Genomic DNA, 17,729 nt, shown 5'->3' with positions numbered 1-17,729 from the left:
TGTCCGCGCGCGAAAACACCACAGCTATGCAAGGCCGAAAGAGGAAGAGCGACATGCTGACGATCTGGGGACGCAAGACATCGTCCAACGTGCAGGCCCTGATGTGGGCCGTGGCCGAACTGAAGCTGCCCCATGAGCGGATCGACGCCGGGCATGTCCATGGCGTCACCGATACCGAGGCCTTCCTCGCCATGAACCCGAACGGCACCGTGCCGGTCCTGCGTGACGGCGACAACCCGCCCCTGTGGGAGACGGGGGCGATCCTGCGCTACCTCGCGACGCGCTACGGCGGCAGCCCGTTCTGGCCCTCCGACCTCCTGGATCGGAGCGATATCGACCGCTGGGCGGAATGGGCCAAGATCAACGTCGCCATCGGCTTCACCGGCCCCGTCTTCTGGCGCGTGGTGCGCACGCCCGCCGATCAGCGGGACCCCGAGGCCATCGCCAAGGCCATGACAGCGCTGGAAAAACCGCTCCGAATCGCAGAGGTGCAGCTGACCCGTCACGCCCACCTCGCGGGCGAGGACTTCACGCTGGCGGACATCCAGTTCGGCCATGTCCTCTACCGCTACTACGACATCGAGGTCGACCGGCCCGAGCTGCCCGCGCTGGCGGCCTACTACGCCCGCCTGACCGAGCGCCCGGCCTACCGGGAGCACGTCATGGTGCCCTACGACGCCCTGCGCGCCTGATCATCCGAAAGCGACGCGATGTCGCTTTCGGCATTCAAATTGTCGTCTTTCCCCTGAAAATTTTCGTTGCGCAGCGTCGCGACAGGCACTAGATGCGGCAGTGGGACACCCTTCCCCAACGAAGGGCGCTTATCTGGAAGGATAGCTACATGGCTATTGAAGCACCGACCACGCGGCCTGCAAACCCGCGTTTCTCCTCTGGCCCCTGCGCCAAGATCCCCACATTCACGCTCGACAAACTGGCTGATGCCGCACTCGGTCGCTCGCACCGTGCTGCCATCGGCAAGGAAAAGCTGAAGGCCGCGATCGAAGAGACGCGTGACCTGCTGGGCGTGCCCGCCGACTACAAGATCGGCATCGTTCCCGCCTCCGATACCGGCGCCGTCGAAATGGCGCTCTGGTCCATGCTGGGCGCCCGCAAGGCCACCATGCTGGCCTGGGAAAGCTTCGGCGCAGGCTGGGTGACCGATGTCGTCAAGCAACTGAAAATCGACGCCGAGGTGAAGACCGCCGAGTACGGTCAGATCGTCGACTTCGCCGAGGTCGACTTCAACACCGACGTCGTCTTCACCTGGAACGGCACCACCTCCGGCGTGCGCGTGCCCAACGGCGACGCGATCCCCGCCGACCGCGAAGGCCTGACCATCTGCGACGCGACCTCGGCCGCTTTCGCGCAGGACCTGCCCTTCGACAAGCTCGACGTGGTGACCTTCTCCTGGCAGAAGGTGCTGGGCGGTGAAGCGGCCCACGGGATGCTGATCCTCAGCCCCCGCGCCGTCGAACGGCTGGAAAGCTACACCCCCGCCTGGCCGATGCCGAAGATCTTCCGCATGACCAAGGGCGGCAAGCTCAACGAAGGCATCTTCAAGGGCGAGACGATCAACACCCCCTCCATGCTGGCGGTCGAGGATTACCTCGTGGCGCTGGACTGGGCCCGCTCCGTGGGCGGCCTGAAGGGGCTGATGGCGCGCGCCGATGCGAACGCCAAGGTGATCTGGGACTTCTGCGAAGCCAACGACTGGATCGCGAACCTCGCCGAGGATGACGCGACGCGCTCGAACACCTCGGTCTGCCTGAAGTTCACCGACGACCGCATCAAGGACGGCGCCGCCTTTGCCAAGGCCGTGGCCAAGCGCCTCGAAGCGGCCGGCGTGGGCCTCGACCTGGGCGCCTACCGCGATGCACCGGCCGGTCTGCGGATCTGGTGCGGCGGCACGATCGATACCTCGGACGTCGAAGCGCTGATGCCCTGGGTGGCCCATGCCTTCGAAGCCGAGATCGCGGCCCAGACCGAAGCAGCCTGATCCGATCTGACGGGCGGGCCCCGGTCCGCCCCCATCTTCCCCGAATTTGACGGCACGGCCGGCGTTTGCAGCGCCGGTCCACACCCCGATCTTATCCAAAGGAGCCCAGACATGGCCCCCCGCGTTCTCATTTCCGACAAGCTGTCCGACGCCGCCGTCCAGATCTTCAAGGACCACGGCATCGACGTCGACTTCCAGCCCGACCTTGGCAAGGACAAGGACAAGCTGCTGGAGGTCATCGGCCAGTATGACGGCCTCGCCATCCGCTCGGCCACCAAGGCAACCGAGAAGATCATCGCCGCCGCCGACAACCTCAAGGTCATCGGCCGCGCCGGCATCGGCACCGACAATATCGACAAGGACGCCGCGTCCAAGAAGGGCATCATCGTGATGAACACGCCCTTCGGCAACATGATCACGACGGCGGAACATGCCATCGCGATGATGTTCGCCGTGGCGCGCCAAATCCCCGAGGCCTCTGCCTCGACCCATGCGGGCAAGTGGGAGAAGTCGAAGTTCATGGGTGTCGAGCTGACCGGCAAGACCCTCGGCGTGATCGGCGCCGGCAACATCGGCGGCATCGTCTGCGACCGCGCCCGCGGCCTGAAGATGAAGGTCGTGGCCTATGACCCCTTCCTCGGCGAAGAGAAGGCCGAGAAGATGGGCGTCGAGAAGGTCGAGCTGGACGAGCTGCTGACCCGCGCCGACTTCATCACGCTGCACGTGCCGCTGACCGAGACCACCAAGAACATCCTCTCGAAGGAAAACCTCGAGAAGACCAAGAAGGGCGTGCGGATCATCAACTGCGCCCGCGGCGGCCTCGTCGATGAAGCGGCCCTCGCAGAGCTGCTGAAATCGGGCCACGTGGCCGGTGCGGCCTTCGACGTCTTCTCCGAAGAGCCCGCGACCGAGAACCCGCTCTTCAACCTGCCCAACGTGGTCTGCACGCCGCACCTCGGCGCTGCCACCACCGAGGCGCAGGAAAACGTAGCACTTCAGGTTGCCGAGCAGATGTCGGCCTACCTGCTGACCGGCGCCGTCGAGAACGCGCTCAACATGCCCTCCGTCACCGCTGAGGAAGCCAAGGTCATGGGTCCGTGGCTGAAGCTCGCCGGGCACATCGGTTCCTTCATCGGCCAGATGACCGATGAGCCGATCAAGGCGATCAACATCCTCTACGACGGCACCGTGGCAGGCATGAACCTCGAGGCGCTGAACTGCGGCGTCGTGGCAGGCATCATGAAGAAGGCCAACCCGGACGTGAACATGGTCTCGGCCCCGGTCGTGGCCAAGGAGCGCGGCATCCGCATCTCCACCACGAACCAGGACAAGTCGGGCGCCTTCGACGGCTACATCAAGGTGACCGTGGTCACCGACAAGCGCGAGCGGTCTGCCGCGGGCACCGTCTTCTCGGACGGCAAGCCCCGGTTCATCCAGATCAAGGGCATCAACGTGGACGCCGAAGTGGGCGCGCACATGCTCTACACCACCAACCAGGACGTGCCGGGCATCATCGGCACGCTGGGCGCCACCCTGGGCGCGAACGGCGTGAACATCGCGAACTTCACTCTCGGCCGCGCATCGGCCGGGGCCGAGGCGATCGCGCTGCTCTACCTCGACGGGCCGCTGCCGGTCGAGGCGGTCGAGGCGCTGAACGCCACCGGCAAGTTCCAGCAGGTGAAACCGCTGGAATTCGACGTCGCCTGAGGCGGATGAGATGAGACAAGAGGCCCCGGCAGAGATGCCGGGGCCTCTTTCGTTGGCGGAGTTGATCCGAGCGGACGGGCGCGCGTTCCGCCAAGTTTAACCAGATCGGCGCGCGTTCCGCGCGACACGACATTTGGCCGCGCTGTCGCGCGGCGGTGGGGCCCTGCCCCCTTGGCCCCTACCGGGGCCAATTCCCCCGGAGTGTTTCGGGAAAGATGAAGCCGGGGGTGGCAGTTCGGGCCGGCCGGTGGTTCAAAGGCAACGCAGACAGGAGACAGGCTCATGAGCGATCCGATCTATGCCATCGGCGACATCCACGGCCAGCGGGACTGGCTGGAGGACTTGCTGCAGAGGGTCGACCGGGATGGCGGGCCGGGGGCGCAGTTGGTCCTGCTGGGCGATCTCGTGGACCGGGGACCGGACAGCCGGGGCGTCATCGACCTACTGATCGCGGAAGCCGCCGCCGGGCGCAACATGACCGTTCTGGCGGGCAATCACGACGTGATGTTCCGCCGCTTCCTCGCCGATGCCACCGTCCATGACGCCAATATCAAGTCAGGCCTGCCCTGGCCGCACCGGCGGCTCGGCGGGTTGGCGACGCTGCAAAGCTATGGTGTGGACGTGGACGAGCGCCGCCCGATGGCGGAGATCCACGCCGATACGCTCTCCGCCGTGCCGAAGGCCCATGGCGCCTTCCTCGCCGGTCTGCCCTATTGGCTGGAGACAGAGGACAAGCTCTTCGTCCACGCAGGCATCGTGCCGGGCGTGGCACTGGAAGACCAGCGGATCGACGACCTGATCTGGATACGCGACGCCTTCTATGACGCCGCGCAGGACCTGCCCTGGCTGGTCGTCCACGGCCATACCGCGCTGGAGGCGCCGCGCCATTTCGGCCCGCGGATCGACCTCGACAGTGGAGCGGGCTATGGCCGGATGCCCACGGCGGCCCGGATCGAGGGGCACGCCGCCTGGGTGCTGGAGGCCGACGGCCCACGCCCCCTGCCCGTCGAGCCTGAGGCGGGCTGAGCCCCACCCGGCCCGGGTGATCGTTTCATTCCACGCATCCGCCGCAGCGTCTTTGGCGCTGCAGCATTGCAATGGTCCGGCCTGCGCGGCAAGGTCCGCGCGACCGGGGCGGGGATGAGCGCCCCTTCAAGGGAGAGACCAGACATGGACGATATCGTTATCCTCGACGGGGCCCGCACGGCCATCGGCACCTTCGGCGGCAGCCTTTCCGGCGTCGCCCCCATCGACCTCGGCACCGCGGCGGCGAAGGCCGCGCTGGAGCGTTCCGGCGTCGAGGGCGGCCAGATCGGCCACGTGGTCTTTGGCCACGTCATCAACACCGAACCCCGCGACATGTACCTGAGCCGCGTTGCCGCGATCCAGGCCGGCATCCCCGACACGACACCCGCCATGAACGTGAACCGTCTCTGCGGCTCGGGCGCGCAGGCCATCGTCTCGGCGGTGCAGTCGCTGGCGCTTGGCGATGCGGATTTCGCCCTCGCCGGCGGGGCCGAGAGCATGAGCCGCTCGCCCTACATCGTGCCCTCGCAGCGCTGGGGCCAGAAGATGGGCGATGTGCAGACGCTCGACATGATGCTGGGCGCGCTGAACTGCCCCTTCGGCACCGGCCACATGGGCATCACCGCCGAGAATGTCGCGGACGAGAGCGAGATCACCCGCGCCGACATGGATGCCTTCGCGCTGGAGAGCCAGACCCGCGCCGCCGCGGCCATCGCCGCCGGGTATTTCGACAGCCAGATCGTGCCGGTCGAGGTGAAGGTGAAGCGCGACATGGTGCCCTTCACCACCGACGAACACCCCAAGGCCACCACGCTGGAGGCCCTTGCCGGGCTGCGCCCCGCCTTCCGCAAGGACGGCCGCGTCACGGCGGGCAATGCCTCGGGCCTCAATGACGGTGCCGCGGCGCTGGTGCTGGCCCGCGGTGCGGCGGCCGAGAAAGCCGGGCTCAAGCCCCGCGCCCGCGTGCTGGGCTACGCCCATGCTGGCGTGCGCCCCGAGGTGATGGGCTTCGGCCCGATCCCGGCGGTAGAGAAACTGCTCGAGAAGACCGGCCTCTCGGCGGGCGACTTCGACGTGATCGAATCGAACGAGGCCTTCGCGGCCCAGGCGATCGCGGTGAACCGCGCCCTCGGCCTCGACACCGCCAAGGTGAACCCGAACGGCGGCGCCATCGCGCTCGGCCATCCCGTAGGCGCCACCGGTGCGATCATCACCGTCAAGGCGCTCTATGAGCTGGAGCGGATCGGCGGCTCCAAGGCGCTGATCACCATGTGCATCGGCGGCGGTCAGGGCATCGCCCTGGCGATCGAACGCCTCTGAAACGGCGCGCGCGCCCCGCTCAGGCGGGGCGCAACCTCGCCACGGCCCAGCGGGCGGCGTCGGCCACGGCCTCGTCCGCATCCTCGCAGAGCCCCTGCGCCGCAGGCAGCAGATGCGCGGCCCCCGAATTCCCGATGGCATAGAGCACGTTGCGCACGAAACGGTCGCGCCCGATCCGCTTGATCGGCGAGCCCCGGAACCGCTCGCGAAACGCCGCATCATCCAGCGCCACCAGCTCCGCCAACTCCGGCAGCGTATTGCCCGGCTTCGCCTGATAGCCGATCTCCCGCGCCGCCTGCGCGAACTTGTTCCACGGGCAGACCGCCAGGCAATCGTCGCAGCCGTAGATCCGGTTGCCCATCTTCGCCCGCAGCTCCTCTGCCACCGGGCCCTTGTGCTCGATCGTCAGGTAAGAGATGCAGCGCCGGGCATCCATCCGGTAGGGCGCGACGAAGGCCTCCGTCGGGCAGGCCGACAGGCAGCGCCGGCAGGAGCCGCAGTGATCCACCTCCGGCGCATCCACCGGCAGTTCCAGCGTCGAGAAGACAGCCCCGAGGAACATCCAGTTCCCCAGTTCCCGCGAGACGACATTGGTGTGCTTGCCCTGCCAGCCCAATCCCGCCGCCTGCGCCAGCGGCTTCTCCGGCACCGGCGCGGTATCGACAAAGACCTTCACCTCGCCGCCCGCTTCAGCGATCAGCCAGCGGGCCAGCCGCTTCAGCCGCTTCTTCACGAGGTCATGGTAATCCTTGCCCCGTGCATAGACCGAGATCACGCCGCGCTCAGGCTCGGACAGCCCCGCCAGCGGATCGTCCTGCGGGGTGTAGCTCTCCGCCAGCATGATCACGGACCGCGCCTCGGGCCAGAGCGCCGAAGGATCGCCGCGCCAATGGGCCCGGTCCTCCAGCCATCCCATCTGCCCGTGATAGCCCGCGTCGAGAAACCCGCTCAGCCGCCCGGCCACCTCCGGCACGGCGGACGGGTGGCAGATCCGCGCCGCATCGAACCCTTCCTCGAGGGCGCGCGCAATCAGCCGGGTCTTCACCTCGTCCATTTTCGTTTCCCAAGTATCCCGGGGGGAGTCGCGGCACGCGACGGGGGGCTGGCCCCCCTTCCCCGCCCGGTCGCCAGTCAGAAGCCGCCGGTCAGAAGTCCAGATCGGAGTAATGCGGCGGCTGCGGGAAGCCCGGCACCTGGTCGATCAGGATCTTCCGGAACGCGGGCCGCGACTTGATCTTGGCGTACCAGTCCTTCACCGGCTCGGAGCGGTTCCAGTCCACGTCCGAGATATAGTCGAGCGAGGAGAGATGCGCCGCAGCGGTGAAATCCGCCAGCGTCATGCGATCCCCCGCCAGCCAGCGGCGGTGGTCCAGCAGCCATGTCATGTAGTCGAGGTGGAACTTGATCCGCTGCGCGCCGAACTTCACGTTCTTGCTGTCCGGATAGCCCTGCCCCGTGACCTTCTTGTTCACCCGCTCGTAGAGCAGCTTGGAGGTCACCTCGTGGTGGAACTTGTCGTCGAACCAGTTCACCAGCCGCCGCACCTCGTAGCGCTCGTCCGGCGTGTCCGGGATCAGCTGCGGATCGGGATACATTTCCTCCAGCCACTCGCAGATCGGGCCGCTTTCGGACATGGTCTTACCGTCGATGCGCAGCACCGGCACCTTGGCCGCCGGGTTGCGGCGCAGGAAATCGGGATTCTGCTCCCAATAGCGTTCCTCGACCAACTCGCAATCGATCTTCTTCTCGGCCAGCACGAGGCGAACCTTGCGGCAGAAGGGGGAGAGCGGGACGTGATAGAGGCGAGCCATGGTCATGAGCGGAAAGATGTGCCGATTTTTCGAAGGTTCCACGTCATTGCCTGCGAAACCGGGGAAATTCAATCCTCGAAACAGGCCGCACGGCCATCCGCGCGGATCGTGGCCGCCCCGTCCATGATCATTCCGGTCCGCTTGCGCACGTAAGTGCTGGGGTTCGAGGCCGACCAGCTCTGCGGGGCGGGCAGCACGGCGGCGAGGCGCGCGGCCTGCAGGTCGCTCAGTTTTTCGGGCGCCACGCCAAAGTAATGCCGGGCCGCGGCCTCGACGCCGAAGATGCCCTCGTCGAACTCGGCCACGTTCAGATAGACCTCGACGATGCGGCGCTTGGACCAGAAGGTTTCCACCACCGGGGTCAGCAGCGCCTCCAGCGCCTTGCGGACATAGCTGCGCCCGTGCCAGAGGAAGACGTTCTTCACCACCTGCTGGGTGATGGTCGATCCGCCGCGCCGTCCGCCCTGTTCGATCGCGGTGCGGATCGCGGTCATGTCGAAGCCCCAGTGGGTGCAGAAGTTCGCATCCTCCGCCGCCACGACCGAGCGCGCCATGACAGGCGCCACGTCCGAGAGCGGCACCCATGTCCTCTCGATGGTGCCCAGCCGGGCCTGTTCCTGACGCATGTAGACGCCCATGGGCGGGTTGACGCGGCTGGTGACCAGCACCAGCAGCAGCGTCAGCACGACGACGAGCGCGAGGCCGCGCAGGGCCATGCGCAGAAGCCAGCGGATCGGGTTGATCCGCGCCTTCTTCGCCGTCCCGGCCTTTGCCTTCGATCCGGTGGCCTTGCCCTTGACGGACTTGCCCGATGATTTTGCCTGTCGTGCCACGGCGCGACTATAGGCCAAGGGCGGGACACGCGGAAGCGAAACGGCGGCTGACGGGGCGGGAAGATGCGGGCAGTGGGCGGGCCGTGTCTCCGCTTTGGGCGGCGGGCTCCGCGCGCAGAAGGGCCGCCCCGCAAACGAAAAGGCCCCGTCGCATCCGACGGGGCCCTCTCTCATCCATGAACCGGCAGATCACTCCGCGGGCATCGCCGCCTCTTCGATGGCCAGCGGGTGCGGGATGTGCACCAGCATCTCCTTCGGGCAGACCTGCACGAAGTTGGCCTTCTCCACGTCCCAGTGCTGCAGGATGTCCCGGGCCTTGCGGCTGCCGGTTTCCTCGGCGTGACGTTCGATCAGGCCCTTCAGCTGGGCTTCCCAATGGGGCACCGTGACCGGGCAGGTCACCAGCGTTTCCATGTTCATCAGCGACGGCGTCTTCGCTTCGGGGTCATAGAGATAGGCCATGCCGCCCGTCATCCCCGCACCGAAGTTTGCCCCGATGGAGCCGAGGATCACCGCCACGCCGCCGGTCATGTACTCGCACCCGTTGGAGCCGCAGCCCTCGATCACCACCTTGGCGCCCGAGTTCCGCACCGCGAAGCGTTCGCCTGCACGGCCAGCGGCAAAGAGGTAACCATCGGTCGCACCGTAGAGCACAGTGTTGCCGATGATCGTGTTCTCGGACGCGACCAGCGGGCTGGACATCGGCGGGTGCACCACGACGGTACCGCCCGAGAGGCCCTTGCCGACATAGTCGTTCGCCTCGCCCGCCACCTCGATCTTGAGGCCCGGGGCCGCGAAGGCGCCCAGCGACTGGCCGGCGGAACCGGTCAGCTTGACGGTCAGGTGATCCGGCTGCAGCGCGTTGCGCATGCCGAACTTCCGCACGATGTGCGACGAGGTCCGCGTGCCCACCGTCCGGTGCGTGTTCTGCACCGCGTAGGAGAGCTGCATCTTCTCGCCGTCCTTCAGGAAGCGGGCCGCGTCGCGCACGATTTCCGCATCCAGCGTGTCGGGCACGGCGTTGCGCGGCTTGTCACGGTTGTAGACGATGGCATGGGCGCCATCGACCGTGATCAGCAGCGGGTTCAGGTCGAGGTCATCCAGATGCTCGGCCCCGCGGCTGACCTGGCTCAGCAGGTCGGCACGGCCGATCACGTCGTCCAGCGACCGGGCCCCGATGGAGGCGAGGATCTCGCGCACCTCGGTGGCGTAGAAGGTGATGAGGTTCACCACCTTGTCCGCGTTGCCGGTGAACTTGGCGCGCAGGCTCTCGTCCTGGGTACAGACGCCCACCGGGCAGGTGTTCGACTGGCACTGGCGAACCATGATGCAGCCCATGGCGATCAGCGCGGCGGTGCCGATGCCGTATTCCTCGGCGCCCATCATGGCGGCCATGACGATGTCACGACCGGTGCGCAGGCCACCGTCGGTCCGCAGGGTCACGCGGTCACGCAGGTTGTTCATGGCGAGAACCTGATGCGCTTCCGTCAGGCCCATTTCCCACGGCAGGCCAGCGAACTTGATCGAGGTGCCCGGGGACGCCCCGGTGCCGCCGTTGTGGCCCGAGATCAGGATGATGTCGGCCTTGGCCTTGGCCACGCCCGCGGCGATGGTGCCGACGCCCGAGGAGGCCACCAGCTTCACCGTCACCTTCACGCCCGGGTTGATCTGCTTGAGATCGTAGATCAGCTGGGCGAGGTCCTCGATCGAGTAGATGTCGTGGTGCGGCGGGGGCGAGATCAGCGTCACGCCCTTGGTCGAATGCCGCAGCCGCGCGATCAGGTCGGTCACCTTCATGCCGGGCAGCTGGCCACCCTCGCCGGGCTTGGCGCCCTGCGCCACCTTGATCTCCAGCTCTTCGCACTGGTTCAGGTATTCGGCGGTCACGCCGAACCGGCCCGAAGCCACCTGCTTGATCTTGGCGGACGGGTTGTCGCCGTTGGGCTCCGGCACGAAGTGTGCCGGATCCTCGCCGCCCTCGCCGCTGTCGGATTTCGCACCGATGCGGTTCATGGCGACGTTAAGCGTCTTGTGGGCCTCGGGGCTCAGCGCGCCCAGCGACATGCCCGGCGTGACGAAGCGCTTGCGGATCGAGGTGATGCTTTCGACTTCCTCGATCGGCACCGGCGTGCCGAGCGGCTTGATCGCCAGCAGGTCGCGCAGGTGGATCGGCGGGTTCGCCTGCATCCGCGCGGAATACTGCTTCCACAGCTCATAGGAGGCGCGGTTACAGGCCGCCTGCATCATGTGCATCGTCTGCGCTTCCCAGGCGTGGGTCTCGCCCGATTTGCGCGACTTGTAGAAGCCGCCGATCGGCAGGACGTCCTGACCGCCCAGCCAGCCCTGCTGGTGCACGGCCTCGACCTTCTTCTGGATGCCCGAGACACCGATGCCCGAGATGCGCGAGGTCATGCCGGGGAAATACTCGGCCACCATGGCGCGGGACAGGCCCACGGCCTCGAAGTTCAGACCGCCGCGATAGGACGAGACGACCGAGATGCCCATCTTGGACATGATCTTGAGCAGGCCCTGGTCGATGGCTTCGCGGTAGCGGGCCATGTTCTCGGTCAGGGTGCCGTCCAGCAGGCCCCGGTCGATCCGGTCGGCGAGGCTGTCCTCGGCGAGGTAGGGGTTCACGATCGTCGCACCCACGCCGATCAGCACGGCGAAGTAATGCGGGTCGATGCATTCAGCCGAGCGCACGCCGAGCGAGCAGAAGGTCCGCAGGCCCTTCTTGGTCAGCCAGGAGTGCACGGCCGAGGTCGCAAGGATCATCGGCATGGCCACCTTGTCGGGGCCCTGATGATGGTCGGTCAGCACGATGTGGCCGCCGCCGGAACGCACGGCGTCCTCGGCCTCGGCGCGGATCCGCTCCAGCCCCTTGTGCAGCGCATCGCCGTCATCGCCCACCGGGAAGGTGCAGTCGATCTCGACCAAGTCGGCGTTGAAATGCGTCATCAGTTCGTCGAACTGGGCGTTGGCGACGAAGGGCGTGTCGAGCACGAGGATCTCGGTCTGGGCCGAGCTTTCGTCGAGCACGTTCTTCAGGTTGCCGAAGCGCGTCTTGAGGCTCATCACGCGGAATTCGCGCAAGGAGTCGATCGGCGGGTTGGTCACCTGGGAGAAGTTCTGGCGGAAGAAGTGGCTCAGCGGACGGTACTTGTTCGACAGCACCGCGGAGGGCGTGTCATCGCCCATGGAGGCGAGCGCTTCCTTCGCGTCCTCGGCCATCGGCGAGAGCACGGTTTCGAGATCCTCAATGGAGTAGCCCGCCGCGATCTGCCGCTTGCGCAGCTCACCGCCCGAGAACAGCGCCTTCTCGGTCACCGCGGCAAGCGGCTCGTCGAGGTCGGTGATCTTGCCGACCCATTCGCCGAAGGGCTGCGAGGCGGCCAGTTTGTCCTTGATCTCGGTGTCGTGGTAGAGCTTGCCGCTTGCCATGTCGACGGCCAGCAGCTGGCCCGGGCCAAGCGCGCCCTTCTCACGCACGGTCGCCTCGTTCGAGGGCACCATGCCCGCCTCGGAGCCCGCGATCAGCAGGCCGTCGCCGGTCACGACATAGCGCATCGGGCGCAGGCCGTTCCGGTCCAGACCGGCACAGACCCAGCGGCCGTCGGTCATGGCGAGGGCGGCGGGGCCGTCCCAGGGTTCCATGACGCCGTTGCAGTAGGAATACATGTCACGCCACGCCTGCGGCAGCTCAATCGCCTGCTGCGACCAGGCTTCGGGCACCAGCATGGTTTTCGCCATGGGGGCGTTGCGGCCGGCGCGCACCAGCACTTCAAAGACGGCATCCAGCGCGGCAGAGTCGGACGACCCGCCGGGGATGATCGGCTTGATGTCTTCCGCCATGTCCCCGAACGTGGACGAGGCCATGCGGATCTCGTGGGACTTCATCCAGTTGATGTTGCCCTTGATCGTGTTGATCTCACCGTTGTGGGCCAGCATCCGGAACGGCTGTGCCAGCCACCACTGCGGGAAGGTGTTGGTGGAATAGCGCTGGTGGTAGATCGCAAAGGCGCTCTCGAACCGCTCGTCCATCAGGTCGGGGTAGAAGACGGCGACCTGCTCGGCCAGCATCATGCCCTTGTAGATCACAGAGCGGCAGGACAGCGACGCGATGTAGAGCCCGTTCACCTGCGCGGCGGTCGCGGCCTTCTCGATCCGGCGACGGATCACGTAGAGTTCACGTTCGAAGGTCTCTTCGTCCACGCCCTTGGAGTTCGAGATCAGGATCTGCTCGATCTCGGGACGGGTCGCGTTGGCCTTTTCGCCAAGGCAGGAGATGTCGACCGGCACGTGGCGCCAGCCGTAGATGTAGTAGCCCATGCGCAGGACTTCGGTCTCGACGATGGTCCGGCAGATTTCCTGTGCGCCGAAATCGGTGCGGGGCAGGAAGACCTGACCCACCGCCATCAGCTCATCCGCGCGGGGCTCGTGGCCGGTGCGCTTGATCTGGTCATAGTAGAAGGGCACCGGGATCTGGACGTGGATACCCGCGCCGTCACCGGTCTTGCCGTCTGCGTCCACGGCGCCACGGTGCCAGATCGCCTTGAGCGCCTGGATACCCGCCTCAACCACCTTGCGGCTCTTCTTGCCGTCGATGGAGACGACGAGGCCCACACCGCAGGAGGACTTCTCGTCCTCTTCGCGGAACAGCGAATTCTCCGCCATCCACTTGCGCTTGGCTTCTTCGGCTGCGACCCAGTTTTCGTCGAACGTCGTCATGGCTGGCTCCTTCTCAGGTCCGTCCTTGCGGCAACTCGGCCGTGGGGACGAAGGGAAACTTCTCTTCATAGGTCTCGGCAGTCACCCGCCGATGGTCGCCCTCGAGGGTGAGAGCGGTCAGGTGCTGATCCACGTAGGCTTCGCTGATCAGCGGGAAGTCGCGGGCCGCCTCGAAGAGGCCCGCGCAGAATTCCGTCTCCTCCGCTCCGTCGTCCTTCAGCCAGAGGCCGCTGCCGCAGGTGGGGCAGAAGCTCCGCTGCGAGAACGAGGAGGAGCGGTGGGTGCGCACCTCCCCCGCGACGCGGATCGCGTCATCGGGGGCGGTGAAGAAGGCGTAGGCGCTGCCGCTCCAGCGCCGGCACATGGCGCAGTGGCAGACGCCGACCTCGGCGCGGTATTCCGTCAGGGTGATGGTGACGGCGCCGCAGAGGCAGTGACCCTGAATGGTCTCCATCTTCCCGTCTCCCTGATCCGGTCCGCGCCGGGGCCGAAGTGCTTACTCGGCGGCGACCGCTTCGGCGCCGTTGTTGAGGTAGTCGAGCATCGCGGTGGCGCAGTCGCGCCCGTCGCGGATCGCCCAGACCACCAGCGAAGCGCCGCGCACGATGTCGCCCACCGCATAGACGCCATCGAGGCTGGTTTTGCCGGTGCCGTATTCGGCGCGGATCGTGCCCCAGCGGGTCACGGCCAATTCCGGCTGCCCCCAGAGCGTCGGCAGGTCCTCGGGCTCGAAGCCGAGCGCCTTGATGACCAGATCCGCGTCTTCGACGTAGTCTGCGCCCTCGATCACCTCGGGGCTCTGACGGCCCGAGGCATCCGGTGCACCGAGGCGCATCTTCTGCACGGTCACGGACGAGACGCTGTCACCGGCGAAGGCCTTCGGCGCCGACAGCCAGACGAATTCCACGCCCTCTTCCTCGGCGTTCTGCACCTCGCGCTGCGAGCCAGGCATGTTGGCGCGGTCGCGGCGGTAGAGACATTTGACCGACTCGGCGCCCTGACGGATCGCGGTACGGACGCAGTCCATCGCGGTGTCGCCACCGCCGATGACCACGACCTTCTTGCCCTTGGCGTTCAGCTCGCCGCTGGTGAACTCGGGCACTTCGTCGCCGAAGTTCGACGCCTTGTTCGAGGCAGTGAGATAGTCGATGGCGCGCACGATGCCGTCGGCACCGGACCCGGGGCCGGTCAGGTCGCGGGTCTTGTAGACGCCGGTGGCGATCAGCACGGCGTCATGCTTGCCGCGGATCGCGTCGAAGGACAGGTCCTCGCCGACATTGCAGTTCAGCACGAATTCGACGCCGGATTTCTCCAGCTGCTCGATCCGGCGCATGACCACGTCCTTCTCCAGCTTGAAGCCGGGGATACCGTAGGTCAGCAGCCCGCCGGCGCGGTCGTAGCGGTCATAGACCGTGACCTGCACGCCCGCGCGGCGCAGCGCGTCAGCCGCCGCAAGGCCACCCGGGCCCGCGCCGATGATGCCCACCGACTGGTCGCGCTCAAGCGCGGGGGTGATGGTCTTGACCCAGCCCTCTTCCCAGGCGGTATCGGTGATGTACTTTTCGACGGCGCCGATGGTCACAGTGCCGTGGCCCGACTGCTCGATGACGCAGTTGCCTTCGCACAGGCGGTCCTGCGGGCAGATGCGGCCGCAGATCTCGGGGAAGGTGTTGGTCGCCTGGCTGACTTCATAGGCCTCCTGAAGGCGGCCGGTCGCCGTCAGCTTCAGCCAGTCGGGAATATTGTTGTGCAGCGGGCAATGCGACTGGCAGTAGGGCACACCGCATTGGCTGCAGCGGCTTGCCTGCTCCTCGGCCTTCGCCTTGGCGAATTCAGCATAGATTTCGTCGAAATCCTTGTTCCGCGTGTCGGCGCCACGCTTCTCGGGCATGTCGCGCTCAACGGTCACGAATTTCAGCATAGGTTGCTTCGCCACGTCGCTGCCTTTCCTGGAGTCCCTAGATCGGAGACCTCTTTACGGAATGTCCCGAGGGAATAAAAGTCAGAAATGCTGACTTATATATGATAAAAGCACCGCTCCGGAGCAGCCTCCGGCATTTTTTCGTCAAAAATTAGGTCCGGATCGATACCTACCGTATGTCTTTCAATTTTTACGGGACCCGGTAAAGGTGGCCACGACTCTCGCAGACATCGGAGCCCCTCGATGACTCTCCTCCATCTGTTGCTTCTGGCGGTCGTTCAGGGGGTGACTGAATTCCTCCCGATCTCGTCCTCCGGGCACCTTATCCTGATTCCCGCCCTGACAGGAGCGTCGGATCAGGGTCAGGCCATAGATGTAGCAGTTCATGTCGGAACTTTGGGCGCCGTGATCCTCTATTTCTGGGCCGATGTGCGCGACGCGGCGATCGGGCTGCCCCGCGCCCTCACCGGCAGGATGGACACCCCGGGCGCCAAACTGGCGTTCCTGCTGATCATCTCGACGATTCCGGTGGTGCTCTTCGGCCTGATCCTCAAGGCGACCGGGCTTGATGAGCTGCTCCGCTCCGCCACGGTGATCGCCGCGACGATGATCGGCTTCGGCCTGCTTCTCTACTGGGCCGACCAGCGGAAGGGCGGCCTGAAGGAGGACCGCGAGTGGACGGTGCGGGATGCGCTGATCATGGGCCTGTGGCAGGCGGTGGCGCTGATCCCCGGCACGTCGCGGTCGGGCATCACGATCACCTCGGCGCTGATGCTGGGCTATACCCGGCGCGACGCGGCCAAGCTCTCGATGCTGATGTCGATCCCGACGATCATCGCCAGCGCGCTCTACCTTGCAGCAGAGGTCGTGGCGACGCACGAGGCCTCCTTCCGCGACATGGGTATTGCGGCGCTCTTCGCCTTCCTCTCCGCCCTCGTCGCGCTGACCCTGATGATGCGCCTGCTGCGCAGCGTCAGCTACACCCCCTATGTCATCTACAGGCTGGTGCTCGGGGTGGCGCTGCTGGTCTGGGTCTACGCCTGACGGATCGCACTGGCGAAATCGAAAAGACCCTGCCGAGGCAGGGTCTTTTGTCGTTCAGGGCCGTGTCTAAGGTCTGAGCCTCAGACGTTGAGGTTGCGGGCCGAATTCTTGATGTCGGAATACTGGCCGCTTTCGCGGTAGCGCCAGAGATAGCTGGACAGCACCGCCTCGTAGGCCACCGGGGAAATCCCCAGATCGGCAAAGCCCTTGGCGCCTTCGGACACCATGTTGTCCGACTTCAGATTGCGGACCTGATCGCGGGTCAGCACCTTGTTCGTCAGCAGGCCGCCCGTGATCTTCTGGAGCAGGTCGAAGGCACCGCCGATCATCCCCGCGATGGCGAAGGGCATGTTCACGATGATCCGCTTGCGACGGATGACTGCCAGCATGTCCTGCATCAGCTTGCGGAAGGGCACGACATCGGGACCGCCCAGTTCGTAGATGCCCGCGCCCGCCTTGCCTTCGGCGCCAAGCTGCGCCGCCGCGGCCACGTCATCAGCGAAGACCGGCTGGAACTTCGTGTCACCCCCCACGACGGGCAGGACCGGGCCGCGGGTCGCCATGGCAGCGAAGCGGTTGAAGAATTCGTCCTCGGGCCCAAAGACCACGGAGGGGCGCAGAATCACCGCGCCGGGGAAGGCCGCCTGCACGGCCTCTTCGCCCGCGGCCTTGGTGCGGGCATAGGCGCTCGCCGACTCGGCATCGGCGCCGACGGCCGACAGATGCACCATGGAGGCCACGCCCTCCTCTGCCGCGATCCGGGCGATCCGGCCCGGGGCCTCGCCCTGCACGGCGTCAAAGGAATTCTTGCCGCTTTCGACCAGCACGCCCACGCAGTTGACCACCGCATCGGCGCCACGGGTGACCGCGCGAACCGAGTCGTCGTCGCGAATGTTGCAGAACACAGGTTCAACCTGGCCGACATTACCGTAAGTGCGGACGAAACCGGCCTCGTTCGGGCGGCGCATCGCGACGCGCACGCGCCAGCCATCCTGCGCCATACGACGGGCCACGTAGCGCCCGATGAAGCCCGAGCCGCCAAAAATCGTCACCAGCTTTGCCATGAAGAAATCTCCCCGCTACCGCGCTTTCCCCTTGTTCCTAGACCTCCACCCGGGCCCGGGCAAGGCGTTAAGAAGAGAATGGATAAAAACCTGCAAAAAGTCCGTTGACACCCCCCGCGCGCACCAATATACGCCCCTCCACGGCACCTGCCCAGGTGGCGGAATGGTAGACGCGCTGGCTTCAGGTGCCAGTGACCTTACGGTCGTGGAGGTTCGAGTCCTCTCCTGGGCACCATAGTAAACCCCTGATAATCATAGATTTATGATTATCAGGGGTTT

The 17,729-nt window shown here is 66.2% G+C and carries 13 protein-coding genes and 1 tRNA gene; 7 read left to right on the top strand and 7 right to left on the bottom strand.

The window, feature by feature from the left end; genetic code table 11:
• Positions 1-53: 53 nt before the first annotated feature.
• The 5 genes from LCM32_RS09085 (at position 54) to LCM32_RS09065 (ending at position 6,049) form a co-directional block, all read left to right on the top strand.
• Positions 54-692, top strand: a complete 639-nt coding sequence (locus tag LCM32_RS09085; RefSeq protein WP_224820732.1) for a glutathione S-transferase family protein — start codon at positions 54-56, stop codon at positions 690-692.
• A gap of 149 nt (positions 693-841) precedes the next feature.
• Positions 842-1,996, top strand: a complete 1,155-nt coding sequence (locus LCM32_RS09080) for a phosphoserine transaminase (RefSeq protein ID WP_224820731.1) — start codon at positions 842-844, stop codon at positions 1,994-1,996.
• A 111-nt stretch (positions 1,997-2,107) separates the two neighbouring features.
• Positions 2,108-3,703, top strand: coding sequence for a phosphoglycerate dehydrogenase (gene serA / locus LCM32_RS09075; RefSeq protein WP_224820730.1), 1,596 nt, complete (start codon positions 2,108-2,110; stop codon positions 3,701-3,703).
• Between the two features lie 282 nt (positions 3,704-3,985).
• A complete protein-coding gene (locus LCM32_RS09070; RefSeq protein ID WP_224820729.1) occupies positions 3,986-4,729 on the top strand; it encodes a metallophosphoesterase family protein in 744 nt (247 codons plus the stop codon).
• 144 nt (positions 4,730-4,873) lie between these two features.
• Positions 4,874-6,049, top strand: a complete 1,176-nt coding sequence (locus LCM32_RS09065; RefSeq protein ID WP_224820728.1) for an acetyl-CoA C-acyltransferase family protein — start codon at positions 4,874-4,876, stop codon at positions 6,047-6,049.
• A 19-nt stretch (positions 6,050-6,068) separates the two neighbouring features.
• Here the strand turns inward: LCM32_RS09065 and queG are convergent, their stop codons facing one another.
• The 6 genes from queG to LCM32_RS09035 all read right to left on the bottom strand — a co-directional run bounded on the left by queG (position 6,069) and on the right by LCM32_RS09035 (position 15,357).
• Positions 6,069-7,103: a tRNA epoxyqueuosine(34) reductase QueG gene (gene queG / locus LCM32_RS09060; RefSeq protein ID WP_224820727.1), complete on the bottom strand. Its 1,035-nt coding sequence runs from the start codon at positions 7,101-7,103 to the stop codon at positions 6,069-6,071.
• 91 nt (positions 7,104-7,194) lie between these two features.
• Positions 7,195-7,860 (bottom strand): glutathione S-transferase family protein, encoded by a 666-nt coding sequence (locus LCM32_RS09055; protein WP_224820933.1) that lies wholly within the window; start codon positions 7,858-7,860, stop codon positions 7,195-7,197.
• A gap of 68 nt (positions 7,861-7,928) precedes the next feature.
• Positions 7,929-8,693, bottom strand: coding sequence for a monofunctional biosynthetic peptidoglycan transglycosylase (gene mtgA / locus LCM32_RS09050; RefSeq protein ID WP_412070672.1), 765 nt, complete (start codon positions 8,691-8,693; stop codon positions 7,929-7,931).
• A gap of 189 nt (positions 8,694-8,882) precedes the next feature.
• On the bottom strand, positions 8,883-13,421 hold the full coding sequence (gltB, locus tag LCM32_RS09045; RefSeq protein ID WP_224820726.1) for a glutamate synthase large subunit: 4,539 nt from the start codon (positions 13,419-13,421) through the stop codon (positions 8,883-8,885).
• A gap of 13 nt (positions 13,422-13,434) precedes the next feature.
• Entirely contained in the window at positions 13,435-13,875 is a 441-nt protein-coding gene (locus LCM32_RS09040) for a GFA family protein (RefSeq protein ID WP_224820725.1), read from the bottom strand.
• Between the two features lie 42 nt (positions 13,876-13,917).
• Positions 13,918-15,357, bottom strand: coding sequence for an NAD(P)-dependent oxidoreductase (locus LCM32_RS09035; RefSeq protein ID WP_224820724.1), 1,440 nt, complete (start codon positions 15,355-15,357; stop codon positions 13,918-13,920).
• Positions 15,358-15,585: 228 nt separating this feature from the next.
• Between LCM32_RS09035 and LCM32_RS09030 the strand changes: the two genes are divergently transcribed.
• Positions 15,586-16,386, top strand: coding sequence for an undecaprenyl-diphosphate phosphatase (locus tag LCM32_RS09030; RefSeq protein ID WP_224820723.1), 801 nt, complete (start codon positions 15,586-15,588; stop codon positions 16,384-16,386).
• 80 nt (positions 16,387-16,466) lie between these two features.
• Here the strand turns inward: LCM32_RS09030 and LCM32_RS09025 are convergent, their stop codons facing one another.
• Positions 16,467-17,450 carry a complex I NDUFA9 subunit family protein gene (locus LCM32_RS09025; protein ID WP_224820722.1) on the bottom strand — a complete coding sequence of 328 codons (984 nt, stop codon included), beginning with the start codon at positions 17,448-17,450 and terminating at the stop codon, positions 16,467-16,469.
• 149 nt (positions 17,451-17,599) lie between these two features.
• On the opposite strand from LCM32_RS09025, the gene LCM32_RS09020 reads away from it, so the two are divergent.
• Positions 17,600-17,685: transfer RNA gene (locus LCM32_RS09020), tRNA-Leu, on the top strand.
• Positions 17,686-17,729 lie beyond the last annotated feature (44 nt).

Origin of the sequence: Pseudooceanicola nanhaiensis (assembly GCF_020171315.1) — a bacterium.
In the GTDB taxonomy this organism is placed as follows: Bacteria; Pseudomonadota; Alphaproteobacteria; order Rhodobacterales; family Rhodobacteraceae; genus Pseudooceanicola; species Pseudooceanicola nanhaiensis_A.
Note: the sequence above shows the minus strand (reverse complement) of the source record. Positions and strands in the feature narration are given on the sequence as shown.

What these genes read in the sequence shown, in the direction of transcription:
- LCM32_RS09085 (WP_224820732.1), top strand. Translation starts at nt 54, where the DNA reads ATGCTGACGATCTGGGGACGCAAGACATCGTCCAACGTGCAGGCCCTG.
- LCM32_RS09080 (WP_224820731.1), top strand. Translation starts at nt 842, where the DNA reads ATGGCTATTGAAGCACCGACCACGCGGCCTGCAAACCCGCGTTTCTCC.
- serA (WP_224820730.1), top strand. Translation starts at nt 2,108, where the DNA reads ATGGCCCCCCGCGTTCTCATTTCCGACAAGCTGTCCGACGCCGCCGTC.
- LCM32_RS09070 (WP_224820729.1), top strand. Translation starts at nt 3,986, where the DNA reads ATGAGCGATCCGATCTATGCCATCGGCGACATCCACGGCCAGCGGGAC.
- LCM32_RS09065 (WP_224820728.1), top strand. Translation starts at nt 4,874, where the DNA reads ATGGACGATATCGTTATCCTCGACGGGGCCCGCACGGCCATCGGCACC.
- queG (WP_224820727.1), bottom strand. Translation starts at nt 7,103, where the DNA reads ATGGACGAGGTGAAGACCCGGCTGATTGCGCGCGCCCTCGAGGAAGGG.
- LCM32_RS09055 (WP_224820933.1), bottom strand. Translation starts at nt 7,860, where the DNA reads ATGGCTCGCCTCTATCACGTCCCGCTCTCCCCCTTCTGCCGCAAGGTT.
- gltB (WP_224820726.1), bottom strand. Translation starts at nt 13,421, where the DNA reads ATGACGACGTTCGACGAAAACTGGGTCGCAGCCGAAGAAGCCAAGCGC.
- LCM32_RS09040 (WP_224820725.1), bottom strand. Translation starts at nt 13,875, where the DNA reads ATGGAGACCATTCAGGGTCACTGCCTCTGCGGCGCCGTCACCATCACC.
- LCM32_RS09030 (WP_224820723.1), top strand. Translation starts at nt 15,586, where the DNA reads ATGACTCTCCTCCATCTGTTGCTTCTGGCGGTCGTTCAGGGGGTGACT.
- LCM32_RS09025 (WP_224820722.1), bottom strand. Translation starts at nt 17,450, where the DNA reads ATGGCAAAGCTGGTGACGATTTTTGGCGGCTCGGGCTTCATCGGGCGC.